Raw genomic sequence first — 22,059 nt, 5'->3', positions numbered from 1 at the left:
TTACTCCACGGGGACGCGCTCGAGTGCGTCTTCGACGAGTGTGGCTCCGTCGCGGTCGCGGCCGGCCGTCTTGATACGATGTGGAAGGACAACGGGGGCTTCGGTCTGGATGTCGTCGGGGAGGACGTACTCGCGGCCGTTGACGACGGCTCGAGCCTGGGCTGCACGCAGGAGTGCGATCGTCCCCCGGGGACTGACGCCGATGTGGGCGTGTTCGCGGGTGTCGCCGACCAGTCGGGTGGCGTACTCCCGAACCGGCGTCTCGACTCGCACGTTAGCAACGGTCTCGCGAGCGGCCACGAGCGTCTCGCGGTCGGTTACCGGCTCGAGTGAGTCGATGGGGTGGTGACCGACTGTTCGACCTAGCAACTCGGCTTCCTCCTCGGGATCGGGGTAGCCGAGCTCGAGTTTCTTCATAAAGCGGTCGAGTTCGGCAAACGGGAGGTCGTAGGTTCGGTTGGGTTCGGTGGTGTTCTGGGTCGCGATGACGGTAAACGGATCGGGCAGCTCACGGGTGTCTCCGTCGACAGTCACCTGTTGTTCTTCCATCGCCTCGAGCAGCGCCGACTGCGTTTTCGGTGGTGCGCGGTTGATCTCATCGCCCAGCACGACGTTGGCGAAGATAGGACCGGACTGGAACTCGAACTCTCGTGTTTTTTGATTAAAGACGTTCACCCCGGTGACGTCGGCCGGAAGGAGATCGGGGGTGAACTGGACGCGACTGAACGGGCAGTCGACGGACGTCGCAATCGACCGGGCGAGCATCGTCTTGCCGACGCCGGGAACGTCCTCGAGCAGGACGTGGCCCCGGGCGAGCATGGCGGTGACGACGTGTTCGATCGCGTCGTCGTGGCCGACGATGACGTCGGCGACGTTGGTTTCGATTTCGGCACAGAGATCGGCAACCTGTGAGACGGTAACTGTCTCAGTTGGTGGCCTGCTCTCGCTTTCGGCCGGCGGATTGGCATCGGTCATGGCTCGAACACATATCGACGCGAGGACCCGATCGAACCTCTCATGCGTACGTCAAAAGCGACTTCCGAACATATGTTTTGTGTCGAACCACGTACCCGTCGCTGTTCGAGTAGCAGTCAGAGAACGATACCACTACGACTGGACCGCTTTATAGGCGTGTGACGTTCGTCGCACGCGGGCCCTTGTCGGCCTGCTCGATGTCGAACTCGACTTCCTGCCCCTCCTCGAGGTCAGGACCGCCGACGTCTTCCATGTGGAAGAACACGTCGTCGTCTGCGTCGTCAGTTTCGATGAAGCCATAGCCGCCAGTGTCGTTGAAGAAGTCGACCGTACCTTTCGCCATTGCGTGTGTACAAACCCCCGACTGAGATATAAACCTTCGGGGGTATTTGTCGATGGGCAAGCACGAGTTCCTGCTTGGACCGTTGAAACGTGCTTACCAGCGCTTGCAGGCTGGACAGACGAGCTGTCCGTCTGCACGCCAGACGCGTTCCGTTTCGGCGTCACACTGCTGACAACGATACGTTCCCCACGCGTACGTCGAGAGCCCGCTGTCGGCTCCGTCCGGAGCATCCGCGTCGTCCCCACTCGAGGCTGATGCCTGCTCGACGGGGTCGTCGGACTCCGTGGGTGAACCGAATTCCGAGAGTGTCGCGTCGTCGGTCACGGTGGCGTCTACGAGCGTCGGGCGTATAGTCGCTCCGACCGTGTGGGCTGTGTTGGTGGGTTCTCGTGGCGACCGTCGTCATCGACCGCATGCCAGCTCGCACGACACACTGTGTGATCAGTGCCCGGTCAGTTCCCTCGGTCCCATCTCGCGACGACGCTGGACCGGCATCGCCAAGTAGCATCGGTGACAATCCCCGCACATGGATACCGTCACACCAATGAACGTGATCGTGGATAACATCATCGAGATGAACGAGTATTTCGCCGATGTCGCGATGGGTGAGGGGCTTGCGCCGCTGCTCGTCCTGATCGGCACGATTCTGGTCGCCTTCACGCTCGGCGTCTTCGGCCTGCTGACCCTCGGTGCGATCGGTAGCCTCTTTTCCTCGAGCTCAAGCTAACTCGACTTTCCAGCGGAGCGTTATTTCTCTGTGCGCGCTGTCGCCTCTTCCAGCGCCTCGCTCGCGCGGACGACGGCGTCCTCGAGATCCGGCCCCAGTGGCGAGCCGACGACGATGCCGTCGACGTGCTCGAGTGCCGCCTCGAACCGGTCGGCGACGGTCTCGGTCGTGCCGGCGATACAGAAGGCATCGATCATGTCGTCGGTGACGTGCCCGAAGGCGTCGTTCAGGTCGCCCCGTTCTAAGGCTGCACTGACGTCGCCGGCGGCCTCGCGGTCGATATCGTGGCGTGCCAACACGGGGTCGGCTGCGCCGCCGACGATGAACGCCACGGGTGGACGGGCTGCCTCGCGCGCCTCAGTTTCGTCTGCAGCGACGCTGACGCTTGCGAACGCGAGCGCCTCGAACTCGCCATACTCGTCGGGTCGGTCCGCAAGTCCCTGCTCGAGTTGGCCGGCCGACCACTCGAGGTCTTTCGGATGGGCGGCGTTGATCAGAACGCCGTCGGCGTGTTTCGCGCTCATCCGGAGCATGTGTGGGCCCTGTGCGCCGACGTAGGTCGGAATCTCACAAGACTCGAGGTTGAGCGAGGCGTCGCGGGCGGTGAACGTCCCCTCGTGGGTGACGGTCTCGCCCGCCCAGAGGTCACGAGCGACGTCGAACGTCTCGAGGACGCGCCGCAGCGGGCTGTCGCGCTCGATACCGAGGTTGGCAAGCGAGGAGCGGTCGCCAGCACCGACGCCGAAAACGGCGCGGCCGTCGCTGAGCTCGTCGATCGTCGCCGTCTGGGCCGCCAGTCGGACGGGATGGGTCTCGTAGGGATTGACGATGCCCGGTCCGAGTCTGATCTCGTCGGTGGCCTCGACCATTCGCGAGAGCGTCACGAACGGGTCGCGGTTGAAGTAGTGGCTGCTCGTGAAGGCGACGTCGTAGCCTTCGTTCTCGGCCAGTGCCGCCAGCTCGGCGATGCGCTCCGGCGGATGCTCCGGCGTCAGTTCGATACCCCAGGTCGGCTCGTCGGTCGTCGTGTTCTCTGTCATAAGTACAGTCAAAATCGTGCTCAGTCGTCGATACTCCACTCCCGTAGCGCCTGTCGAACGAGGTCGTCCTCGACCGATCGGAACAGTTCGTCGCTGCCCGCGTGGTCGCCGAACGCCCAGTCGCGGACGACGACGGCGGGCGTTCCGCCGGCACCCTCCCCAGTGACGAGGTTCGCCGCCGATGCGAGTTCGTCGACCACGGACTGGACGGTGACACCGAGTTCGTGGCCGTCACGGTCGAGTTCGCCACGCCAGTCCCGGCTCGCGGGCATCCCCGCCCAGCCGAGTGCAACGCCACGTTGGCCGTGACGGAACGGCCGGCCGCAGGTGTCGGTGACGATCACGGCGACGTCCTCGATTCCGCGGGCCGCGAGCCCCGACCGAATCCGCTCGGCGCTCTCGGTCGGTTTCTTCGGCAGGAGCAAGATGTCGTGATTCGGCACGTTCGAGCGATCGATGCCCGCGTTGACGCTGATGTGTCCGAACCGGGTCTCGGTCAGCAGGAAGGGGGCGTCGATCAGCAACTCCGTGCTCTCCTCCAAGACGGCCTGTGCGAACCGCGGGTCTTTCTCCTCGCCAGTGAGCTCCTCGAGTCGGTCGGCGATCTCCTCGGCACGGCCGCTGACAGGGTAGTCCTCGAGATCCGCCATTCGCCCCTCAGCCTTCGAGACGATCGTGCTCGCGACCGTGAGGACGTCACCGGCCTCGAGATCGGCCCGATCCGCGACGAGGGCTGCGATGTCGTCGCCGGGACGGATCTCGGGCAGATCCGTCACTGGGGTGAGTTCCATACTCGATGGGTAGGACACCGGCGTCAAAAGCGCACCGTCACCGGAGAATGGAGTCACTGTTTCGGGATGGCGTTCGCCGACCTTACGGTTCGCGGTCGAACAGCACACCCGGCCCGTCGCAGTCGACGCCGGCGACCCTACAGACGTCCCACAGCGTCGCCCCGTTGCTCGTGAGTACCGGCACCTCGAGCGTCGCCTCGAGGCCCGAAACGGCGGCGAGCGAGCGGTAGTTCGTACAGGAGATGAAGACAGCGTCGACGTCGTCGCCGATGGCCGCGTCTCCGAGGCTCGTTTCCACCTGTCGGGTCGCGTCCGCTGGTGTCAGCGCGCCGATCTCGGTGTTCGCCTCGATTCCACGACCCTCGATCGTCGACACCTCGAACCCGGCGGCCTCGAGGAACGCGCGTTCTTTCTCGTCGAGGTCAGCGGTGTACGGCGTCAGCACCGCGATCCGGTCGGCGTCGAGGGCCTCGAGGGCACGGACGACCGACCGAGCCGTCGCGACCGCCGGCACGCCGGCCGCATCCTCCAGTCGGGCCTCGAGTTCGGCGTCGAACCCCGGCCCGTGGAGGAGGCTGCCGGTGGTACAGGCGTAGGCGACCGCGTCGACGTCGGCGTGACCCAGCAACTCGGCTGCCCGCGCCGCGTCGTCACTCATCGCGTCGAGCGCGTCGACGGTTACGGACTCGAGTGCCATGCGCGCGCCGTGGACGGTGATGTCGTTGGGCAAGGCGTGGCGAAACTCCGGCTCGGCCGTCGTGTTCGAGGAGGGGACGACCAGCCCCAGTCGGCCGCTCGCGTCGGCGTCGGGGTCCATCGCGGTCACGCCTCCTCGTTGGACTCGGTTCGCTTGCCGGCAGCGCGGTCGGCCTCGAGCGCTTCGGGGTCGCGCTCGTCGGCGTCGCCGTGGCCGCCGCCGCCGGGCGTTCGCACCGTCACCGTGGTCCCGGCGTCGACGTCGACGGTCGTCTTCGCCGCGACGGGCTCGCCATCGATCAGGTTCTCGCCGGTGGCACCGTTCTCGCCGCCGGCGACACCCCGTGGCGCGTGGCGACGGCGTTCGGTCAGCAGCGAGACCGTCGCATCCGTCTCGACGGTGACCGTTCGCTCGAGGCCGAGGCCGCCGCGAAACTTGCCACGACCGCCGCTGTCGGCCCGGAACGCGTAGCGATCGATGCGAAGCGGGTACTCGGTCTCGAGCGACTCGATGGGCGTGTTGAGCGTGTTCGTCATTCCGACCTGCACGCCGTCCATCCCGTCGCGGTCGGCGCGTGCGCCGAAGCCGCCGGCGATCGTCTCGTAGTAGGTAAAGGAGCTATCCCGGCCGCCGATGGTCAGGTTGTTCATCGTCCCTTGACTCTGGGCGGGGACACGCTCGGGCGTGGCCTCGGCGAGTGCGGTGAAGACGACGTCCGTGACCCGCTGGCTGGTCTCGACGTTGCCGCCGACGACCGCCGCGGGGACCTCCGGATTCAGCAGTGACCCTTCAGGTGCGTAGACGCTCACCGGTTCGTAACAGCCGTGATTCGGCGGGATTTCTGGGTCGGTCACACAGCGGACGACGAAGTAGGTCGCGCTCTTGGCGACCGCCAGTGGCGCGTTCAGGTTCCCCTCGAGCTGGTCGTCGGTCCCCGAGAAGTCGACGTCGATCGACTCGCCGTCGATGGTTACGGTAACGCAGATTTCGATATCGTCGTCGGTGATGCCGTCGCCCTCGAGAACGTCGCTCGCCTGATAGCTGCCGTCGGGCAGGGCGTCGATCTCGTCGGCGATCCGCTCGTGGGAGTAGTCGATGACGGCGTCGAAGCCGGCGAGGACGGTCCCACGGCCGTGTTCGCTGAACAGCGCGGCAAGTCGATCCTCAGCGCGTTCGTTGGCCGCAAGCTGGGCGCGAAGGTCGGCGCGGCGTTCGGTGGCATTGCGGACGTTCGCGAGGATCAGCGCACGGACGTCTTCGCGGGGTTCGCCGCCGTCGACGAGCCGCGTTGGTGGGAGCCGAAGCCCCTCCTGATAGATCTCCCGTGCACCAGCGGGCATGCTCCCGGGCGTCATCCCACCGACGTCGGCGTGGTGGGCTCGAGAGACGGCGTAGCCGACGATTTCACCCTCATCGTCGCCGTTGGGTGGCGCAAGCGGCGAGACCATCGTCACGTCAGGGAGGTGTGTCCCGCCTCTGAAGGGGTCGTTGAGTACGAAGACGTCGCCCGGCTTCGGGTCGTACTCGCGGACGGCGTCGACGGACGCGGGCATCGCGCCAAGGTGGACCGGAATGTGTTCGGCCTGCGCGATCATCCGCCCTTCGGCGTCGAACAGCGCCGTCGAGCAGTCACGGCGTTCCTTGATGTTCGGCGAGTACGCGCCACGGATCAGGGTCTGGCCCATCTCTTCGGCGACGCTTTCGAGTTGGTTTCGCAGGACCTCGAGGGTCACAGGGTCGATACTGTCGGCGGTCGGCTGCAGTTGGTCTGTCGTCATCAGTTGTCCACCCCCTCTCGAGTCAGCACGAGGGTTCCATCAGCGAGGATTTCGCCCGCCCAGGTCGGCGGGACGACGGTCGTACTTTCGGCCTGTTCGAGAACCGCTGGTCCGGAAATCGTCGCGCCCGCCTCGAGGCGGTCGCGCGCGTAGACGGTCGCCTTTCGCGGCTCGGTGCCGATCCCGGGGAAGTGCGCCTCCCGAGTGCCGACGAGCGCGTCGCCCGCGCCGTCGTGGCGAACGACGGGGTCAGTGCCGGGAACGGTTGCCGTCGCCCGGAGGTTGACGATCTCGATCGATTCCTCCATTGCGTAGCCATAGGCCTGTTCGTGGGCTTCGTGGAACCGTGTCGCGACCGCCGTACGGTCGAACGACTCGTCGACGGGGACGGTCAGCTCGAAACTCTGGCCCGCATACCGGCAGTCGGCCGCGCGTTCGACGCGTGCCGCCTCGCGATCGGAGGCGTCCGCGAGCACGTCCTCGACGAGGTCGTCGTAGACGTCCTCGAGCCGGGCCGTTTCTGCGCCGTCGAGTCCAACGCCGACCGTTCGCACGGCGTCATAGCTTTCATCGGCTGCGAGCAGCCCGAACGCCGAGAGCACCCCACCCGGTCGTGGGACGACGACGCGATTGACCTCGAGTGAGTCGGCGAGCGCCGTCGCGTGCATCGGACCCGCGCCGCCGAAGGCGACGAGTGCGAACTCGCGGGGGTCGTGGCCGCGTTCGACCGTCACCGATCGGATCGTCCGGGTCATCGTCGCGTTGGCCACGCGGTAGACGCCGCGGGCCGCCTCGAGTGCGCTCTCGAGGCCGGCCTCCTCGGCCAGTCGCTCGAGGGCGTCGTGGGCTGCCTCGACATCGAGGGTCATCTCGCCGCCGAGTGCCGTCTCAGGGCCGATGTAGCCCAGGACGACGTTGGCGTCCGTGACGGTTGGGTCGGTTCCGCCGCGGCCATAGCAGGCGGGGCCGGGGTCGGCACCCGACGACTGCGGGCCGACGCGAAGCGCGCCGCCAGCGTCGACCCACGCGATCGAGCCCCCGCCCGCGCCGACGGTGTTGACGTCGACCATCGGCGTTCGGATCGGGAGGCCGGCGATCTCAGCGTCGGTGGTCCGGGCTGCCTGTCCGTCCCGAACGAGGCTCACGTCGCTCGAGGTGCCGCCCATGTCGAAGGTGACGAGCCCTTCGGTGTCGTCGTCGTCGACGGTCGCTGCAGCGCCCACGACGCCCGCGGCGGGGCCGGACATCGTCGTCGTGACGGCGTGTTCGCGCACCGTCTCGGGGTCGGCGATCCCACCGTTTGCCTGCATGATCTGCGGTGCCGGCACCCCGGCGTCTTCGGCTTCCTCGACCAGCCGGCCGACGTAGGTGTCGATCGCGGGCCGGACGTAGGCGTCGACGGCCGTCGTCGACGTGCGCTCGAACTCACGGAACTCCGCGAGCACCTCGTTCGAGGCCGAAACGGGGACCTCGAGTTCCTCGCGCAGCGTCTCCGCGACGAGCTGTTCGTTCTCGGGGTCGGCGTAGGCATGCAGCAAACAGATCGCGACCGCCTCGACGTCGCGGTCGCGCAGCGTCGCCGCGAGGTCGCGGACGTCTTCGGGGTCGACCGGCGTCTCGACGCCCGCTGGCGTCGTCCGCTCGTCGATCTCGAAGCGCCGTTCGCGTGGGACGACGGGTTCGGGTTTCTCGGCCTCGAGGTCGTAGAGATCCGGCCGATCCTGGCGACCGATCTCGAGTACGTCGCGGAACCCCTCGGTCGTGACGAGGGCGGTCTTCGCGCCGCCGCGCTCGAGCAAGGCGTTGACCGAGACGGTCATCGCGTGGGCGAACTCGTCGATCTCGCTGGGATCGATGTCCGCTCGCTCACAGGCTTTGTACAGGCCCTCGAGGACGCCCAGATGCTGGGGGTCGGTCGAAGGCACCTTCGCGGTGACGAGTCGGTCGTCGACCGAGAGCGCGACGTCGGTGAACGTCCCGCCAACGTCAACGCCGATTCGCGTGGCCTCGTCGCTGGTGGTTTCGGTGCTGTCGTTCGATACGTCCGTCGCCGTGTCGTGTGTCTCTGAATCTGCCATGTACTTAGAGAATCAAAACGTCGTAGAGTGTTCGAATACCGATACCGATGACAACCAGCGTCACGATACCACCGAGGACGTTCTGGAGCGTCGTGTTGGTGTGTTCGCCCAGCAGGTCGTCGTTGTTCATCGCGTAGATGAGGAAGACGGCCAGAATCGGCAAGAGGAGTCCGTTTGCGACCTGTGCGAAGACGATCACCTCGACGGGGTTGTAATCCAGCGCCGAGAAGACGATCCCGGTACCGAGGATCGTCATCCAGATCGCACGGAAGCGCGTCGATTTCAGGTCGCGTTCCCAGCCAAGTGCGCCTGCGGTGGCGTAGGCCCCCGCAAGCGGAGCGCTCATCGCGCTGGTAAAGCCGGCCGCAAAGAGACCGATCGCGAAAAACGTGAGTGCGTAGCCGCCGAAGACGGGCTCGAGTTGGTCGGCCATCGCGCCAACGTCAGCGATCTGGGTCCCCTCGGGGAACACCGCAGCTGCCGTGACGACGATCGAGGTCGTAATGAGGCCGCCGATGGCGATCATCGCGATCGTGTCCGTCCGACATTCCGCGAGGTCACTCGCGCCATCCCAGCGCTCTTGGACGGTACTCGCGTGCAAGAACAGGTTGTAGCCGACGACGGTCGTTCCGATGAGGCCGGCGATCAGGTACGCCGAGCCCTCGGGAACCGTCGGCACGAGCCCGCCGCCGAGCGCGCCCAGATCTGGTCGGACGACAGCGGCGTTGATCACGAACGCAAGCCCCATGACGATCACGAGGCCGATGAAAACCCGCTCGATCAGCTTGTAGTTGGCCGTCCACAGCAGGCTGGCGGCAACCAGCCCGATCACTGGTCCCCAGATGTTCTCGCTGATGCCGGTGATCGTCGACAGGCCGGCTGCACCGCCGACGATGTTCCCCGTCTGGAACGCCGCCGTCCCGATCCCGATTGCGCTCACGACGAGCGCGACGGTTATGCCCTTCGCCAGCGGGTTCGAGAACTCATCTCGGAACGCTTCGCCGAGTCCTTCCTTCGAGACCAGTCCGAGTCGCGCACTCATCTCCTGGAGCACGATCGTCGCCAGAATCGAAAATGCGATCGTCCACACGAGCAGGTACGCGTACTCTGCGCCGATCACGCTTGCCGTCGTTACCGTTCCCGGACCGACGAACGCTGCTGCAACGAGCGCGCCCGGTCCGATCGCCTTGAGTCGGTCAATAACTCCCATGATATGTGTCCACATGAACCCCTTTCTGAGAGAGACAAAAGGGTTGTTAAGCGGTGTACATACCACACGCATCGTCGGCTGAATCGGCACGTATGTTGTATGAAAACGTATGAAGTAGTATGAACGCTCGACCGAAAGCGCTCAGCGCGTTCGTTCGTCGTATTCGCCTTCAGCGATAATCACTTTCGAAACGCCCTGCTCGATCGTAATCTCCGTCGGCAGATCGACCGTGCTCCGCTCGATGAACCGCGTCATAAACCAGCGGATTGCCTCCGACGGAAAGACGATATGGTAGACGCCATCTCCCTCACAGCGAACCTCGAGAAAGCCACAAAAGGAGAGCCACTCGAGCAGTTCGCCGACTTCCTCGAACCGGGCCGCGTACTCGCGGGCGTGATAGTCTGAGACGCGATCGGCCGCCTCGACGAACGCCGGATCAGGGTCGCCGCCCGCGTGGCAGTGCTCGAGAAAGGCGTGTAAGAAGTCGACGTCGAGGAGGACGTGCTCGCCTGACGTGAGCATTTGGTAGTACTGTTCTAGGTTGTCGCTTGGCTGTCCGCTCGCGGCCTCGAAGTTCGCCGCGTAGAAGGCGAGCGCCTGCCGAACGATTTCGCTTTGGCCGTTGCCCGTCTCCGCGAGCAGCCGCTCGAGTGCCGCGCCCGAGTCGTCGTCGAGCGATACAGTGACGCGCTGTGTCATGGGTGTAGGTAGGACGCAAGGAAGGTATAAGTTCACGCACTCCTGACGGCTGTGCGCTACGTCGTTCGCTGGTCGACCTCGAGCGACCCGCCGTCGACGGTTGCGACGAGCATCGTCTCGCGATCGGCTGGACTGGCAGCCGTCGCGCTGCCGGGGTTGAGCACGCACACGCCGTCGACGGTCGTTTCGACCACCTCGTGGGTGTGTCCGGCGACAGCGACCGGGTCGGCGTCCGGCTCGGCCGCCTCACGGACAGTGGCGACGATTCGCTGGTGCCAGCCGGCAGACGAGCCGGTGCCGTGGGTGACGACGAACGTTACGCCACCGAGTTCGACAGTCGCCGTCGTCGGAACGGGCAGCGTTGCGGGATCCGTATTTCCACGCACTGCCGTCAACTCGCCGCCAGCGAGGTCGGCGATCCGGTCGTAGGCTCGTCTCGAGTCGAAATCGCCCGCGTGAATCGTGTGGTCGGCTCGCTCGATCTCGTCGACGATCCAGTCCGGAACGCGACTGGCTCGCGACGGAATGTGCGTATCGGACACGATGGCAACTCGTGACATACTGGAACCGACGACGTCTATCTTCGAAAATTGACCGGGCGTGTGGCTCGGTCACCGCTCGCACATGCTCGATTAGTTACGCGGAGCGGACGTTACTCGAGGTCGTCCCAGGCGACGCTCCCTTCCTCAAGGATGGTTTCGGGCTCGAGGGCCTCGTTGTCGTACGTCTTTGCGAGTTGTTCTTCGGGCGGCAGCGACTCGCCGGGCACGTACTCCATCTCGCCTGCGGGTTCCGTCGCCGGACCCGTCGTCTCATCGACGACGATTCGCATTCCCATCCCCATCGACTCGTGGGGTGGACAGTACAGGTCCCAGATGCCTTCCGCCTCGAACTCGGCCAGCCAGTTCGTGCCGACGGCCATCATCGGCGAGGACAGCGCCTCGGCGCCTTCCGGCGCACGGTGGCTCCGGCCGAACGCTTCGTGGAACGTCGTGACCGCGTGGTCGGGTGAATTGAAGTTGAACTGGACGACGTCACCTGACTCGACCGCGAGTCCGACTGGTTCGAAATAAAATACAGGTGGCCCCTGCTCAGGCTGGTCCATCAGCAGATCAACCTCGTGGTCCGGCTCGACTGGCGGCTCTTCGCCTTCCGTCGTCGGATAGCCGTACCGTTCGTGGAGTTCGGCTGTCGGCTCGTCGTTGTTGTCGCCACCGTCGTCCCCACCGTCGTCACTGCTCAGACAGCCAGCTAGAAGAGTACTGCCGACTGCCGTTGCAGCCAGAAACGTTCGCCGATTCGATCCACTGCTATCAGACTTATTTGTATTCTTCGTCATTGATGTTTATTCCTCCAATAGTACCTCAAATAAGTACTATTGCTGACATAAACAGTGGTTATGAGCAGAGCTAATAGCTCTTATTGCCGAACAATTTAATGAGTATCTATCTATTCATACACCTTGAACATGTTCGCCTCTTTTATGAGCTGTACCGGTAGGAACGTCTCAGGTACTCCGAAACGTCCACCCCACCGGGACCCGTTGGGTTGCGTATGTACGACTCGAGTGGTGACGAGCAGACGCACGTCGTAACTGCATTCCTCCGCAACCGTGGTGAGATACTGATGCTCCGCCGCAGCGACGCTGTCGGCACCTACGCCGGACAGTGGGGTGGCGTCTCCGGTTTCGCCGAGGGCGACCCAGACACACAGGTTCGGACCGAGATCAGCGAGGAAACCGGCCTCGAGGTTGGCGACGCCGTCTCGTTCGTTCGGAGCGGACAGCCGGTCCAGTTCGAAGACACGGATCTCGGACGCGAGTGGGTCGTCCATCCGTATCTGTTCGACTGCGAGACGCGCGAGATCGATCTGAGCGAGGAACACGATACCTTCGAGTGGGCCTCGCCGACGGTGATCCTCGATCCCGACGACGACCGCGAGCCGGTGCCGGAGCTGTGGACGGCCTACGAACGCGTGGCGCCGTCGGTCCGGTCGATCACAGCCGACAGCGAGCACGGCGCGGCGCACCTCTCGATCCGGGCGCTCGAGGTGCTTCGCGATCGGGCGGCGGTCGCGACAGCCGAGCGAGCCGAGTTCGGCACCGACCCCGACGGCGAGTGGGACGAACTCGCCGAACTCGCCGGCCGACTGCTCGAGACTCGACCCTCGATGGCCGTCCTTCGAAACCGGATCAACCGGGCGATGGCCAGAGCAGCCGACGCCGATCCGGACGCCACCGGCGCGCCGGCCGTCCTCGAGGCGACCCTTGCAGGACTCGAGCGCGCGCTTGCAGCCGATGACGACGCCGCGGCGACCGCGAGCGCGCACATCGACGGTGCCGTCGCGACCCTGTCGCGGTCGGCTACCGTCCTCGAGGCGATTCGCGGCGGTGAGCCATCGCGCGTGTTCGTCGCCGAATCCCGACCCGCACGGGAGGGGATCGACGTCGCCGAGGACGTGGCCGCAGCCGACGACCTCGACTGTCCCGTGACGGTCCACACCGACGCGGCCGCGGCCCACGTGCTCTCGAGTGAAGCCGTCGATCGGGTCGTCGTCGGCGCGGATACGATCCGCCCCGACGGCTCGGTGGTGAACAAGACCGGCACACGCACACTGGCGCTCGCCGCCGCTCGCGAGGGAATCCCGGTATCGGTCGTCGCCGCCACCGATAAAATCTCGACGCGCGAGGCCGTCAACCTCGAGTCCGGCGACCGATCGGCGGTGTACGACGGGGACGCCGACCTCGACGTTCTGAACCCGACGTTCGACGTGACGCCAGCCGACTGCATCGACGGCTTTGTGACCGAACGTGGCGTGCTCGAGCCCACTGAAATCGACGACGTCGTCGCCGAGTTGCGGGCGTTCGAGGGGTGGACCGACCGGTAGCCAGAAGCGACAGACCGAAACCCTTCGAGCGAGTACAGTCGACTGGCGGCCGTGACGAACTGTTACCCCCTCCGAGCCCCTTGTGACGAGGCTTTTTCCCGAGCCGCCTTTCGATACTGATGCGGATTGCCGTACCGATGTCCCACCGATCGCCAGCACGGGTCGGCGATCGACGAGACGTGACTACAGGAAACCGTATGACACCGCACAGCGCCTGCATCGTCGGTGCAAAGCTTGAACGTCGGCTCGTCCGTACTGGCGGCTATGCAATTTGCTCTCGAGCGACTCGGTGTTCACGACTCGGTCGACGCGGTGTTTCCGCCGTCGGAACTCGCCGACTTCTTCGCTGATCTTCCAGTTCCTGTTGATGTGATCAGCGACGGCGGAATCGATGCCTGTGACGCTGTCGTCACCCTCGAGTATCACGAGGACTTTCTCGAGTGTTCGTGGATTCACTCCGTTCAGGCGGGCGTCGACCGGTTTCCGTTCGACGAACTCGAGGCCAACGACGTCGTGTTGACCAACAGCACTGGTATCCACGACCGAACGATCGGCGAGACGGTTGCGGGCTACCTGCTTTCGTTCTCTCGACGGCTGCACACCTACGTCGCCGCCCAGCAAGACCGCCGGTGGGACCGCCCCGAGTGGGACGAAGCGTTTACGCTCCCCGGAACGACGGCCTGTGTCGTCGGCACCGGTACGCTCGGCCGTGGTGTCGCAGACACACTCGGCGCGCTTGGTGTGCGAATGACCGGCGTTCGGCGCTCGGGTGAGGCCGTCCCCGGCTTCGAGGAAGTGTACGCAAACACTCACCTGCTCGAGGCGATCAGCGACGCCGACTTCGTCATCGCCACCGTGCCGTTGACCGATGACACCGAGGGACTGTTCGACGCCGCGGCGTTCGACGCCATGCGTGAAGACGCCTACTTCGTCAACGTTGCTCGCGGCGCCGTCGTCGACGAAGCGGCGCTGATCGATGCGCTCGAGTCGGACGCGATCGCAGGTGCGGCACTGGACGTCTTCGAGGAGGAACCGCTGCCCGAGGCGTCGCCGCTGTGGGACCTCGAGGACGTCATCGTCACACCACACTGCGGGGCCTTCACGCGCGACTACTTCCGGGACGTCGGTGAGATCGTCCGTGAAAACGTCGATCGACTCGAGTCTGGCGAGGCGTTTCACAACCGCGTCGTCTGAGACGGGATCTCGGTTTAGAAGAACTTGAACAGGTCGTCCCGGTTCTGTTCGTGGAGGTGCTCGCGGACGGCCTCGTTCAGCGGATCGATCTGACCGCGTTTGGCCGTGATTGGGGCGATAATCTCCTGCCACTGTTTCCACGGCGGGAGCAGGCCGAGTCGATCACAGAGTTCGTCGAGGCGTTCGTCTTTGTCATCGACTTTGTCCATCTTGTTGACCGCAACGACGGTTGGGATATCGAGTTCCCGCAGGAAGTGGAACATCTCGACGTCGTAGGGGATCTCGTCTGGCCCCGAGTGGCGGTCGATGATGTCGATGACGCTCTTGCCGTCGACGACCAGCACTGCGACGAGGATGTTGTCGGCGTACTCCTCGAGATAGTGGACGATATCGGTCTTGATCTGTTCGCGGTGGTCTTCGTGGACGCCGCTCATAAAGCCGAAGCCGGGCAGATCGCTGATAACGAAGTCCTCGGGTGCCCAGTCGTAATGGTTTGGCTCGCGGGTGACGCCGGGATTGCCCCCGGTGTCGAAGCTGTGGCCGGTCAACTCGCGCATCAGCGTCGATTTGCCGACGTTCGAGCGACCGACGAGGGCGACCTCGGCCTCGCGGTTGGGACGAGTTTCGAACATACACCGCCATAGGCGCGTCTTGGGTTTATATTCGGTGAATGGTTACGGCTCGGCTGACCCCAAGCGGTCGTCTCGAAAGGGCGACGTTAGATGACGGTCACGAGGAGACTCCCGACGACTATCGAGCCGGTCGCGAGGGCGGCAATCGCGACGAGTCGCACTCGAGACGGCTCGGCCTCGAGGTCGACGTGTCGGCTGTCGCGGGCGGTCTGGAGCCCCATCCAGACGAGCGACCCAGCGCCGATGGTCGCCGCTGTCGCGAACAACAGAGCGTCGATGCCGCCGGTTTGGAGGGTGTGCACGCTCGAGAGAACGAGTACAAGCGCGAGAATGATGTCGGCGATGCCGAGGAGGACGTTCCACGAGAGGCGACGCGAGCCGACCGTAATCGAGTCGACGGTGCCGCCGATGATCGACAGCATCGCCGCGACAGCAACGCCCAAGAGCGACGCGGCTGTTATCGGGTCCAAGAACGCGTCGTATCCGAAGACGGCGAGAAAGCCCACAGTCAACACGAGCAAGCCGCCTCCGAACCACGGCTCGAATCGTCGACGCATGTTTGTACTACCCACATGTCAGTACAAAACTGAACCGATCGATGCAGTCGGCAGCGCCCGGTCGTCGAGAACGTGCCGAGAAGCTGTCGAAAGCGTCCCAAGTTATGACCCCGGGGGTTCTCATCGGCACACGTGCGGCTCGTACAGCTGACGATTCCGACGGGTAAGCGCCAGACGATTCTCGAGACGCTCGACGAGCGCGAGATCGATTACGTCGTGACTGACGAGAACAGTGACCGGAAGTACACTGCGGTTGTCTACTTCCCGCTCCCGGCGGCTGCAGTCGAGCCGGTCCTCGACGAGATTCAGGAGACGGGGATCGACGCCGACGCCTACACGGTCGTCGTTGACGCGGAGACGGTCGTCTCCCGGCGCTTCGAGGCGTTGCGCGAAAAATACGAGAACGGCGACGTCGAGACGGATCGGATCTCGAGACAAGAACTCCAGGCGGAGGCTGACTCGCTCACACCGACGTTTAGCGTCTACTCGGTGATGACGATCATCAGTGCCGTCGTCGCGACGGCGGGGCTGTTGCTCGACTCCCCAGCTGTCGTCGTCGGTTCGATGGTGATCGCGCCACTGATCGGGCCGGCACTCGGCGCGAGCGTCGGCTCGGTGATCGACGATGAGGAGCTGTTCAGACACAGTGTGAGCTATCAGGTGATAGGGGTCGTCCTCGCGATCGTGGCCGCGGCCGTCTTTGCGTGGTCGGTCAGGACGATGAACATCGTCCCACCCGGACTCGACATCGCCGGTGTCGACGAGATCGCCGAACGTCTTGCACCTGATCTCCTGTCGCTTGCGATCGCACTCGGTGCCGGCGTTGCAGGGATTATCAGCATCGCGACCGGAACCTCCGTCGCGCTCGTCGGCGTCATGATCGCGGCGGCGCTGATTCCACCCGCCGCAGCGGCCGGGATCGCAATCGCGTGGGGCCAGCCCTCGGCCGCGATCGGGTCGACCGCGCTCGTGTTGGTCAACGTCCTCTCGGTGAACCTCGCCGGCCTCCTGACACTGTGGTACGTCGGCTACCGACCGGAGAACCTGTTCTCGCTCGACAAAACACAACAACGCGTTCGACGACGGGTGTTTGGACTGGCCGTGATCGTCCTCGTTTTCGCGGTCTTTCTGGGGGCCATTACCTACTCCTCGTTCGTCGTCTCGAACTTCGAGGAGAACGCTCGCGGTGAGGTCGAGATGACGCTCTCGGAGAGCGAGTTCGAAACGTATCAGCTGCTCGAGTTCGAGATCATCATGGACGATAACTATCCGTTCGTCAGCCCGGAGCGGGTGACCGTCACCGTTGGGGGGCCACAGGGAGAGGTCCCACCAGAGCTAGCTGATCAGTTACACGAACGGATCAATCAACATACGGATGAGACGGTCAGCGTCGAGATCAGGACCGTCGGACTCGTCGAGCGCTGAGTGGTCGAGCGCGTTCGGACCGCTCATCTCGTGTCTATCACTGACTTGTAGCGTCTCTCCGCTCTCGACGTGGCTAGACGCGGCTGTTATCGCCGAAACCGATCGAGAAATGTCGCCTGTCTGCCGGTGTCGTCGGCCTCACTCGTGGCCTCAGCGTCGCCGCTGGGTGCCGACTCCTCGCGGCCGAGCCGTCGGCGAAGCCACGTTCGTGGCCCGCCGATTCGGTTGATCAGATACGTGGGGAAGTACAGCGCGACAGCGCCGAGTGCAAGGAAGGCAACGCCGCCAATGGGCCGGCCAGTCCGAAGAAACTCGATTCCGACAACGAACATCGGCCCGGCCATCGACATGCCGGCGGCGGTCTGGAGCATCCAGAGGATTCCTGGCCCTTTCATGGTCGGTTCCGTGTTGGGTGCTGAACTCGATCTCGGTCAGTCGCGTGCACTGTCACCCTTCGAAGGGGAGTTTCGGCTCGTAGTCGACTGCCTCGACGGCTGCCTCGAGCACCGTCTCGACGTCCTCGCCGGTTTCGACGCTCATCGTGTAGTCGGCGTCCAGTTCCGCTGTAAGTGACTCGTCCCAGACGTCTTTCCGGTCGACCTTGTTCGCGATTGTGAGGACGGGGACCTCCTCGAACTGGGCGGCGATCGAGTCACGAAGCTCGAGTTGGGACGCAAGCGGGTAGCCACACTCGGCGCTCGGGTCGATCATGACGAGCATACAGTCGGCGAGATGCTCGATGGCGCTGACTGCCTGGGACTCGATCTCGTTGCGCTCTGCTGGGGGGCGGTCGAGCAACCCGGGCGTGTCGACGATCTGGTACCGGATATGATCGCGTTCGAAGTGGCCGAGGCCGATTCCTCTGGTCGTGAAGGGGTACGATGCCGTCTCACCGCGGGCGTTAGTGATGTCGTTGACGAACGACGATTTGCCGACGTTGGGATAGCCAGCGACGACGATCGTCGGCTCGTCAGGGTTGATCTCGGGCAGGTCTCGCAGATCGTTGCGAGATTTGTTGATGTAGATGAGCTCGTCGTCGACCTGCTCGACGATGTCTGCAAGCCGTGCAAAGGCCTGCTTTCGGTGCTTGCGAGCCGTATCGACGTCGGTTTTGCGGAGCTTTGGCTGGTACTCCTCGTGGATCTCGCGGGCTTTCCGGCTGGCCCACATCACCTCCGAAAGGCTCTGGCGGAGTTTGTCGACGTCGACGATCGCATCCGCGAGTTCGTAGTAGAACGGATGCACGTCGTCTTCGTACTCGAAATCCGGCCATGCCGTGACCACGTTTTCCAAGTTGTCCGAGATGATGTTCGCCGCTGTCTGGAGCATCGACTGCTGGGCCTCGAGGCCGCCTTTGGCCTTGCCGGCCCGCGCTGCCCGCGAAAACGCCTTGTCGATCAGCTCTTCCGACGTGGGCGTCGTCGGAAGGTCTTCGAAAATCATACCCTGATCTACGGCACGCGGTCTTAAAAGGTCGTTCGTTATGCGGCGAGGGCTTATTCTCCCTCAGTGCCTACGTTTTGTATGACGAACTGGCGTGCTGTGATTATTGGCTTTCTCGTCGCAACAGTGCTTGGACTGTTCGGGCTCGTTCTGCCGGGACTGGGCCAACTTGTGGCAGGTCTGGTCGGCGGGTTCGTCGCCGGCTATCTCGCTGGCGGCGGCCTCGGTCGCGGCTTCTGGCACGGGCTGCTCGCGGGCGCCCTTGGTGGAATCGTCGGTGGCCTCCTCGTCGCCATCGTCGTAGGACTTGCGGGCTGGACGCTAGGCCCCGTCGGCGGCCTCATCTCCGGCGCTGCCGGGTTTGGAATCCTCGCTCTCGCTATTTTCATCTCGTTTGTGATGGCTCTCGAGAGCGCCATCGCCGGCGCGCTCGGTGGCGTACTCAACCCTGACCGTCCCAGTCGGAGCGGACGCGACCCGTACCGATAGTTGACTGTTCGATGTGACACCGCTGGTCTCGAATTCGGGCGTGGGCGACTGCTGTGATCCCGTGTTCAGGCCGACGCCATCTCGCGACAGCTCTCGGCGCAGTCGGGCAGGAGTTCCGCACAGGCCTGGCAGTGGTCGTGGTCGTGCTGTGCACACTCGTCGGCACATTCCTCACAAAGGTCCGCACAGACTGCCGCCAGCTCTCGGTGGAAGCCCGAATCACGAGCCATCCAGCGGGCATGTAACGTCGTGATGTCCGCGACGTCCCGACAGAGCCGGATACACCGGGCCATCTCTTCGCCTTCGTCGACACAGGCGTCGGCACACCACTCACAGACCTGTGCGGCTTCCAGACAGTTGTCGATACACTCCTGCATGTGGTCATCCGCGTGCTCGAGTTGTTGGAGCGCCATCACATCCAGTGATGGTCGGAACGATCATCAAGCTGTGACGAGCGCCTGCAAGGCAACACCGCGCGAGCACCGCCAACACGTGCTGTTCGAGACTGCCCGCTGTTTTCAGCGCCGAGATTCGAGTTCCGCCTCGAGTTCCTCGAGATCCATCTCTTTCATCGAGAGGAGCACGAGCAGATGGTAGACGATATCAGCGGCCTCGTAGGCGATTTCGTCGTGGTCGTCGTCTTTGGCTGCGAGTACGAGTTCTGTCGTTTCCTCGCCGAGTTTCTCCAACACTGCGTTCTCGCCTTTTTCGTGCGTGAACAGCGAAGTGGTGTAGGACCCTTCGGGTAGCGTTTCTTTTCGATCTTCGATGACGGCGAACAGTTCCTCGAGCGTCTCCTCCATTTACATTTCACCCGACACGTTGCGGATATCTTCGAGTTGCTCGAACTTTTCGCTGTCGTCTCGTCCGCCTTCGAAGACGGCTTCGGTGACCTCGATCGGAGCGTTCGTCCGCGCCGCAAGCGCGAGCGAATCGCTCGGGCGGGCATCGATAACCGTCTCGCCGCGGGGCGTCTGGACGTGGAGATCCGCGATGTAGGTCCCACCTTGTCCGTCGTCGCGTTCTTCGATCTCGCTGACGACGATGTGGTCGATTCGGCTTCCCAGTTCCTCCATGACATCGAGCAACAGATCGTGTGTCATCGGCCGGCCGATGTCTTCGGCCGCTAAGCCGCGGGCGATGCTCGTCGCCTCCTCAAACCCGATGAAGATGGGCACGACGTCGTCTTCGCCGTCGACGCTGAGGACGACCACCGGAACCGGTCCCTGTGGAGTCCCCGCGACGCGGACTGCGTCGATAGAAGCCTGCATACCACGCTTATTGCGTGCCATGGAGAAAACACGTCCGGTCGCAAATGCATGGGCGCCAGTCTGGATCGCCCGGCGTTCCTGTCGCTACGCCGATTTCTCGAGCGCTGGCACTGTCGCGTCGTCGTTTTCGAAGAAGGCCAGCCCATGGATGCGGCTGTCGGGAGTGAGTTCGGGGTGAAACGCGGTGCCGACGATCGGTCCTTGCTGGACTGCAACTGGTCGGCCGTCCCACGAAGCGAGCACCGCTGCGTTGCCGTCGCTCACGTCGTCGATCGCCGGCGCACGAATGAACACCGCCGGATACGGTTCGTCGAGTCCCGCCACGTCGAGGGGAGCCTCGAAACTGTCTTTCTGCCGTCCGAAGGCGTTTCGTTCGACAGTGACATCGAGGAGGCTGAGTTCGTCGACGCGGTCGTCGTTCGGGTCACTCGAGGCAACGATCAGTCCAGCACAGGTCGCCAACAGTGGTTTGCCGGCCTCGACGTGGGCCTGAATTTCGGCGGCGATCCCTTCGCTGTGGAGCAGCCGAGAGATGGTGGTCGACTCGCCGCCGGGCATTGCGAGCAGGTCACAGTCTGGAACGAGCCCCGCGTTGCGAATCTCGTGGACGGTAACCTCGCGGCCGTGTGCCTGGGCGGCCCGTTCGATCGCGGCTGCATGTTCTTCAACGTCGCCTTGGACGGCGACGACACCAGCGGTCAGTGACATGCTCGCGGGTAGGGAAGATGGGGTCAAAAAGGTCGCGCCAGACCGTTGACAGCCGTCTCGGACTCGAGACGCCTGGCGGCGGCGCTGGCGGTGTGATGATCGCGAGAAACGGTGGAAACGCCGTCTACGAGACGAACGTCAGGAGCTGTACGAGCACGCCGACCATGACGCCGGTCGCGATGACCGTTTTTGGATCCATCAGGATCGCGTTTGAGTCCTCTGCGTCGAAGTACCGGACGAGTCCGGCACTGGACATCAGCCCACCGGAATTTTGTCCTTTGTCCATACTGGTTACTACGACCGGGTCAAACTAAAGCTTTCGTCCCTGGCTGTTCGGCGAACGGAAGACGCGACCCGCACAGAGAAGAGATGTCTCGCCGGTTGATCGCGCGGTTTTGGCGTCGGTCTCAGTCGTATTTTCGGAACCCCATATCGCGGGCCATCTCACGGAACGACTGGCGACAGAGCCAGATGTCGTACTTGCCGACCAGTCCCTGCTCGCGTCCGGTCGCTCGGCAAACGCGAGTCTGTCCAGTCTGTTCCGCAGCCGCCTCGTTGCTGTCGTCAGCTTCGGTCATTCTTATACTCAGTTTGATGGACGGTTTCGGCCGCACGCCGACGCATCTGTTTTGGATACGAATCCGGAGAATCAAATATCTTGCTAACTAGCGAGCACATATTATTAACTATAGGTTCGTTGTCTGCCGATGGCTCGAGGGAGTTCGTTCGTAACGCCTGGCGACGGTGAACGCTAGTTTCGGACACCGCCCTCGAGTTGGTCGCTCAGACGGGCATCGATCTGAGCCGATGCTGTCTGCTCGAGTGTGTATTGAAGTCACTGACCGTCAGCACACACCCCATCGCACAACAGCCCTGCGATGGGCACCGCAACTGATTAGGCTGTTACTATAGCCACGCACCGTCGTCGAAAAACTGCAGTTCACTCGCAAGCGGGGGCGATCAGTGGTTTTCGTGGATATGATTACGGAGGCCGTCGACCTCATCGAACGTCTCGTCACACTCTGCACAGGTGTTGTGATGAAGTGCGACGTGCTGTGTGACACCAGCGGCTGATTGGAACTCTTCGTCGCAGTTGGAGCAGGTGTATCCCATACA

At 63.8% G+C, this 22,059-nt stretch carries 28 protein-coding genes; 5 read left to right on the top strand and 23 right to left on the bottom strand.

What is annotated here, in order from left to right; all coding sequences use genetic code 11:
- The 3 genes from ACERJA_RS06520 to ACERJA_RS06510 form a co-directional block, all read right to left on the bottom strand.
- Entirely contained in the window at positions 1–975 is a 975-nt protein-coding gene (locus ACERJA_RS06520; RefSeq protein ID WP_373607419.1) for an AAA family ATPase, read from the bottom strand.
- Positions 976–1,123: 148 nt separating this feature from the next.
- Positions 1,124–1,318, bottom strand: a complete 195-nt coding sequence (locus tag ACERJA_RS06515; RefSeq protein WP_006065986.1) for a cold-shock protein — start codon at positions 1,316–1,318, stop codon at positions 1,124–1,126.
- A gap of 93 nt (positions 1,319–1,411) precedes the next feature.
- Complete coding sequence (locus ACERJA_RS06510) at positions 1,412–1,642, bottom strand: hypothetical protein (RefSeq protein WP_373607418.1); 231 nt, start codon at positions 1,640–1,642, stop codon at positions 1,412–1,414.
- A 202-nt stretch (positions 1,643–1,844) separates the two neighbouring features.
- On the opposite strand from ACERJA_RS06510, the gene ACERJA_RS06505 reads away from it, so the two are divergent.
- On the top strand, positions 1,845–2,045 hold the full coding sequence (locus tag ACERJA_RS06505; RefSeq protein ID WP_006065988.1) for a hypothetical protein: 201 nt from the start codon (positions 1,845–1,847) through the stop codon (positions 2,043–2,045).
- A gap of 20 nt (positions 2,046–2,065) precedes the next feature.
- Here ACERJA_RS06505 and ACERJA_RS06500 read toward each other — a convergent pair whose 3' ends face one another.
- The 9 genes from ACERJA_RS06500 to ACERJA_RS06460 form a co-directional block, all read right to left on the bottom strand.
- On the bottom strand, positions 2,066–3,085 hold the full coding sequence (locus tag ACERJA_RS06500; RefSeq protein ID WP_373607417.1) for a 5,10-methylenetetrahydromethanopterin reductase: 1,020 nt from the start codon (positions 3,083–3,085) through the stop codon (positions 2,066–2,068).
- A 20-nt stretch (positions 3,086–3,105) separates the two neighbouring features.
- Positions 3,106–3,876 (bottom strand): coenzyme F420-0:L-glutamate ligase, encoded by a 771-nt coding sequence (locus ACERJA_RS06495; RefSeq protein ID WP_373607416.1) that lies wholly within the window; start codon positions 3,874–3,876, stop codon positions 3,106–3,108.
- Positions 3,877–3,958: 82 nt separating this feature from the next.
- Complete coding sequence (locus ACERJA_RS06490; RefSeq protein ID WP_373607415.1) at positions 3,959–4,693, bottom strand: aspartate/glutamate racemase family protein; 735 nt, start codon at positions 4,691–4,693, stop codon at positions 3,959–3,961.
- A 5-nt stretch (positions 4,694–4,698) separates the two neighbouring features.
- Positions 4,699–6,351, bottom strand: a complete 1,653-nt coding sequence (locus tag ACERJA_RS06485) for a hydantoinase B/oxoprolinase family protein (RefSeq protein WP_373607414.1) — start codon at positions 6,349–6,351, stop codon at positions 4,699–4,701.
- On the bottom strand, positions 6,351–8,429 hold the full coding sequence (locus ACERJA_RS06480) for a hydantoinase/oxoprolinase family protein (protein ID WP_373607413.1): 2,079 nt from the start codon (positions 8,427–8,429) through the stop codon (positions 6,351–6,353). Before ACERJA_RS06480 ends, ACERJA_RS06485 begins: the two co-directional genes overlap by 1 nt.
- 4 nt (positions 8,430–8,433) lie before the next feature.
- On the bottom strand, positions 8,434–9,639 hold the full coding sequence (locus ACERJA_RS06475; protein ID WP_373607412.1) for an Nramp family divalent metal transporter: 1,206 nt from the start codon (positions 9,637–9,639) through the stop codon (positions 8,434–8,436).
- 141 nt (positions 9,640–9,780) lie between these two features.
- Entirely contained in the window at positions 9,781–10,338 is a 558-nt protein-coding gene (locus ACERJA_RS06470) for a ribbon-helix-helix protein, CopG family (protein ID WP_373607411.1), read from the bottom strand.
- 56 nt (positions 10,339–10,394) lie between these two features.
- Positions 10,395–10,898 carry a metallophosphoesterase family protein gene (locus ACERJA_RS06465; protein WP_373607410.1) on the bottom strand — a complete coding sequence of 168 codons (504 nt, stop codon included), beginning with the start codon at positions 10,896–10,898 and terminating at the stop codon, positions 10,395–10,397.
- A gap of 92 nt (positions 10,899–10,990) precedes the next feature.
- Entirely contained in the window at positions 10,991–11,677 is a 687-nt protein-coding gene (locus ACERJA_RS06460) for a plastocyanin/azurin family copper-binding protein (RefSeq protein WP_006065997.1), read from the bottom strand.
- A gap of 215 nt (positions 11,678–11,892) precedes the next feature.
- Here ACERJA_RS06460 and ACERJA_RS06455 point away from each other — a divergent pair, with 215 nt between their 5' ends.
- A complete protein-coding gene (locus ACERJA_RS06455; RefSeq protein WP_373607409.1) occupies positions 11,893–13,224 on the top strand; it encodes an initiation factor 2B in 1,332 nt (443 codons plus the stop codon).
- 264 nt (positions 13,225–13,488) lie between these two features.
- Positions 13,489–14,418: a D-2-hydroxyacid dehydrogenase gene (gene ddh, locus ACERJA_RS06450; protein WP_373607408.1), complete on the top strand. Its 930-nt coding sequence runs from the start codon at positions 13,489–13,491 to the stop codon at positions 14,416–14,418.
- A gap of 14 nt (positions 14,419–14,432) precedes the next feature.
- Here the strand turns inward: ddh and engB are convergent, their stop codons facing one another.
- Together engB and ACERJA_RS06440 are read right to left on the bottom strand one after the other, a co-directional pair.
- Positions 14,433–15,050: a GTP-binding protein EngB gene (gene engB / locus ACERJA_RS06445; protein ID WP_373607407.1), complete on the bottom strand. Its 618-nt coding sequence runs from the start codon at positions 15,048–15,050 to the stop codon at positions 14,433–14,435.
- Between the two features lie 86 nt (positions 15,051–15,136).
- Positions 15,137–15,607, bottom strand: a complete 471-nt coding sequence (locus ACERJA_RS06440) for a hypothetical protein (protein ID WP_373607406.1) — start codon at positions 15,605–15,607, stop codon at positions 15,137–15,139.
- Positions 15,608–15,739: 132 nt separating this feature from the next.
- On the opposite strand from ACERJA_RS06440, the gene ACERJA_RS06435 reads away from it, so the two are divergent.
- Positions 15,740–17,032 carry a TIGR00341 family protein gene (locus tag ACERJA_RS06435; protein ID WP_373607405.1) on the top strand — a complete coding sequence of 431 codons (1,293 nt, stop codon included), beginning with the start codon at positions 15,740–15,742 and terminating at the stop codon, positions 17,030–17,032.
- 86 nt (positions 17,033–17,118) lie between these two features.
- Here the strand turns inward: ACERJA_RS06435 and ACERJA_RS06430 are convergent, their stop codons facing one another.
- Together ACERJA_RS06430 and ACERJA_RS06425 are read right to left on the bottom strand one after the other, a co-directional pair.
- Positions 17,119–17,427, bottom strand: coding sequence for a hypothetical protein (locus ACERJA_RS06430; RefSeq protein ID WP_373607404.1), 309 nt, complete (start codon positions 17,425–17,427; stop codon positions 17,119–17,121).
- 52 nt (positions 17,428–17,479) lie between these two features.
- Positions 17,480–18,475, bottom strand: a complete 996-nt coding sequence (locus ACERJA_RS06425; RefSeq protein WP_373607403.1) for an NOG1 family protein — start codon at positions 18,473–18,475, stop codon at positions 17,480–17,482.
- Positions 18,476–18,556: 81 nt separating this feature from the next.
- Here ACERJA_RS06425 and ACERJA_RS06420 point away from each other — a divergent pair, with 81 nt between their 5' ends.
- Positions 18,557–18,964 carry a DUF5518 domain-containing protein gene (locus ACERJA_RS06420; RefSeq protein ID WP_373607402.1) on the top strand — a complete coding sequence of 136 codons (408 nt, stop codon included), beginning with the start codon at positions 18,557–18,559 and terminating at the stop codon, positions 18,962–18,964.
- Positions 18,965–19,029: 65 nt separating this feature from the next.
- On the opposite strand, the gene ACERJA_RS06415 is transcribed toward ACERJA_RS06420, so the two are convergent.
- The 7 genes from ACERJA_RS06415 to ACERJA_RS06385 all read right to left on the bottom strand — a co-directional run bounded on the left by ACERJA_RS06415 (position 19,030) and on the right by ACERJA_RS06385 (position 22,056).
- Positions 19,030–19,377, bottom strand: coding sequence for a four-helix bundle copper-binding protein (locus ACERJA_RS06415; protein WP_373607401.1), 348 nt, complete (start codon positions 19,375–19,377; stop codon positions 19,030–19,032).
- 105 nt (positions 19,378–19,482) lie between these two features.
- Positions 19,483–19,767, bottom strand: a complete 285-nt coding sequence (gene hisE / locus ACERJA_RS06410) for a phosphoribosyl-ATP diphosphatase (RefSeq protein WP_373607400.1) — start codon at positions 19,765–19,767, stop codon at positions 19,483–19,485.
- On the bottom strand, positions 19,768–20,235 hold the full coding sequence (locus ACERJA_RS06405) for a bifunctional nuclease family protein (RefSeq protein ID WP_373607399.1): 468 nt from the start codon (positions 20,233–20,235) through the stop codon (positions 19,768–19,770).
- Between the two features lie 84 nt (positions 20,236–20,319).
- Positions 20,320–20,943 (bottom strand): pyridoxal 5'-phosphate synthase glutaminase subunit PdxT, encoded by a 624-nt coding sequence (gene pdxT, locus ACERJA_RS06400; protein ID WP_373607398.1) that lies wholly within the window; start codon positions 20,941–20,943, stop codon positions 20,320–20,322.
- 124 nt (positions 20,944–21,067) lie between these two features.
- A complete protein-coding gene (locus ACERJA_RS06395) occupies positions 21,068–21,229 on the bottom strand; it encodes a preprotein translocase subunit Sec61beta (RefSeq protein ID WP_006066009.1) in 162 nt (53 codons plus the stop codon).
- Between the two features lie 121 nt (positions 21,230–21,350).
- Positions 21,351–21,521, bottom strand: coding sequence for a 30S ribosomal protein S14 (locus ACERJA_RS06390; protein ID WP_373607397.1), 171 nt, complete (start codon positions 21,519–21,521; stop codon positions 21,351–21,353).
- Positions 21,522–21,903: 382 nt separating this feature from the next.
- Positions 21,904–22,056 carry a C2H2-type zinc finger protein gene (locus ACERJA_RS06385; RefSeq protein WP_006066011.1) on the bottom strand — a complete coding sequence of 51 codons (153 nt, stop codon included), beginning with the start codon at positions 22,054–22,056 and terminating at the stop codon, positions 21,904–21,906.
- Between the last annotated feature and the right edge of the window lie 3 nt (positions 22,057–22,059).

The organism is Natronorubrum sp. A-ect3 (assembly GCF_041821125.1).
GTDB lineage: Archaea > Halobacteriota > Halobacteria > Halobacteriales > Natrialbaceae > Natronorubrum > Natronorubrum bangense.
This window is presented reverse-complemented; position numbering and strand designations above follow the sequence as displayed.

What these genes read in the sequence shown, in the direction of transcription:
- ACERJA_RS06520 (WP_373607419.1), bottom strand. Translation starts at nt 975, where the DNA reads ATGACCGATGCCAATCCGCCGGCCGAAAGCGAGAGCAGGCCACCAACT.
- ACERJA_RS06515 (WP_006065986.1), bottom strand. Translation starts at nt 1,318, where the DNA reads ATGGCGAAAGGTACGGTCGACTTCTTCAACGACACTGGCGGCTATGGC.
- ACERJA_RS06505 (WP_006065988.1), top strand. Translation starts at nt 1,845, where the DNA reads ATGGATACCGTCACACCAATGAACGTGATCGTGGATAACATCATCGAG.
- ACERJA_RS06500 (WP_373607417.1), bottom strand. Translation starts at nt 3,085, where the DNA reads ATGACAGAGAACACGACGACCGACGAGCCGACCTGGGGTATCGAACTG.
- ACERJA_RS06495 (WP_373607416.1), bottom strand. Translation starts at nt 3,876, where the DNA reads ATGGAACTCACCCCAGTGACGGATCTGCCCGAGATCCGTCCCGGCGAC.
- ACERJA_RS06490 (WP_373607415.1), bottom strand. Translation starts at nt 4,693, where the DNA reads ATGGACCCCGACGCCGACGCGAGCGGCCGACTGGGGCTGGTCGTCCCC.
- ACERJA_RS06485 (WP_373607414.1), bottom strand. Translation starts at nt 6,351, where the DNA reads ATGACGACAGACCAACTGCAGCCGACCGCCGACAGTATCGACCCTGTG.
- ACERJA_RS06480 (WP_373607413.1), bottom strand. Translation starts at nt 8,429, where the DNA reads ATGGCAGATTCAGAGACACACGACACGGCGACGGACGTATCGAACGAC.
- ACERJA_RS06475 (WP_373607412.1), bottom strand. Translation starts at nt 9,639, where the DNA reads ATGGGAGTTATTGACCGACTCAAGGCGATCGGACCGGGCGCGCTCGTT.
- ACERJA_RS06470 (WP_373607411.1), bottom strand. Translation starts at nt 10,338, where the DNA reads ATGACACAGCGCGTCACTGTATCGCTCGACGACGACTCGGGCGCGGCA.
- ACERJA_RS06465 (WP_373607410.1), bottom strand. Translation starts at nt 10,898, where the DNA reads ATGTCACGAGTTGCCATCGTGTCCGATACGCACATTCCGTCGCGAGCC.
- ACERJA_RS06460 (WP_006065997.1), bottom strand. Translation starts at nt 11,677, where the DNA reads ATGACGAAGAATACAAATAAGTCTGATAGCAGTGGATCGAATCGGCGA.
- ACERJA_RS06455 (WP_373607409.1), top strand. Translation starts at nt 11,893, where the DNA reads ATGTACGACTCGAGTGGTGACGAGCAGACGCACGTCGTAACTGCATTC.
- ddh (WP_373607408.1), top strand. Translation starts at nt 13,489, where the DNA reads ATGCAATTTGCTCTCGAGCGACTCGGTGTTCACGACTCGGTCGACGCG.
- engB (WP_373607407.1), bottom strand. Translation starts at nt 15,050, where the DNA reads ATGTTCGAAACTCGTCCCAACCGCGAGGCCGAGGTCGCCCTCGTCGGT.
- ACERJA_RS06440 (WP_373607406.1), bottom strand. Translation starts at nt 15,607, where the DNA reads ATGCGTCGACGATTCGAGCCGTGGTTCGGAGGCGGCTTGCTCGTGTTG.
- ACERJA_RS06430 (WP_373607404.1), bottom strand. Translation starts at nt 17,427, where the DNA reads ATGAAAGGGCCAGGAATCCTCTGGATGCTCCAGACCGCCGCCGGCATG.
- ACERJA_RS06425 (WP_373607403.1), bottom strand. Translation starts at nt 18,475, where the DNA reads ATGATTTTCGAAGACCTTCCGACGACGCCCACGTCGGAAGAGCTGATC.
- ACERJA_RS06420 (WP_373607402.1), top strand. Translation starts at nt 18,557, where the DNA reads ATGACGAACTGGCGTGCTGTGATTATTGGCTTTCTCGTCGCAACAGTG.
- ACERJA_RS06415 (WP_373607401.1), bottom strand. Translation starts at nt 19,377, where the DNA reads ATGGCGCTCCAACAACTCGAGCACGCGGATGACCACATGCAGGAGTGT.
- hisE (WP_373607400.1), bottom strand. Translation starts at nt 19,767, where the DNA reads ATGGAGGAGACGCTCGAGGAACTGTTCGCCGTCATCGAAGATCGAAAA.
- ACERJA_RS06405 (WP_373607399.1), bottom strand. Translation starts at nt 20,235, where the DNA reads ATGCAGGCTTCTATCGACGCAGTCCGCGTCGCGGGGACTCCACAGGGA.
- pdxT (WP_373607398.1), bottom strand. Translation starts at nt 20,943, where the DNA reads ATGTCACTGACCGCTGGTGTCGTCGCCGTCCAAGGCGACGTTGAAGAA.
- ACERJA_RS06395 (WP_006066009.1), bottom strand. Translation starts at nt 21,229, where the DNA reads ATGGACAAAGGACAAAATTCCGGTGGGCTGATGTCCAGTGCCGGACTC.
- ACERJA_RS06390 (WP_373607397.1), bottom strand. Translation starts at nt 21,521, where the DNA reads ATGACCGAAGCTGACGACAGCAACGAGGCGGCTGCGGAACAGACTGGA.
- ACERJA_RS06385 (WP_006066011.1), bottom strand. Translation starts at nt 22,056, where the DNA reads ATGGGATACACCTGCTCCAACTGCGACGAAGAGTTCCAATCAGCCGCT.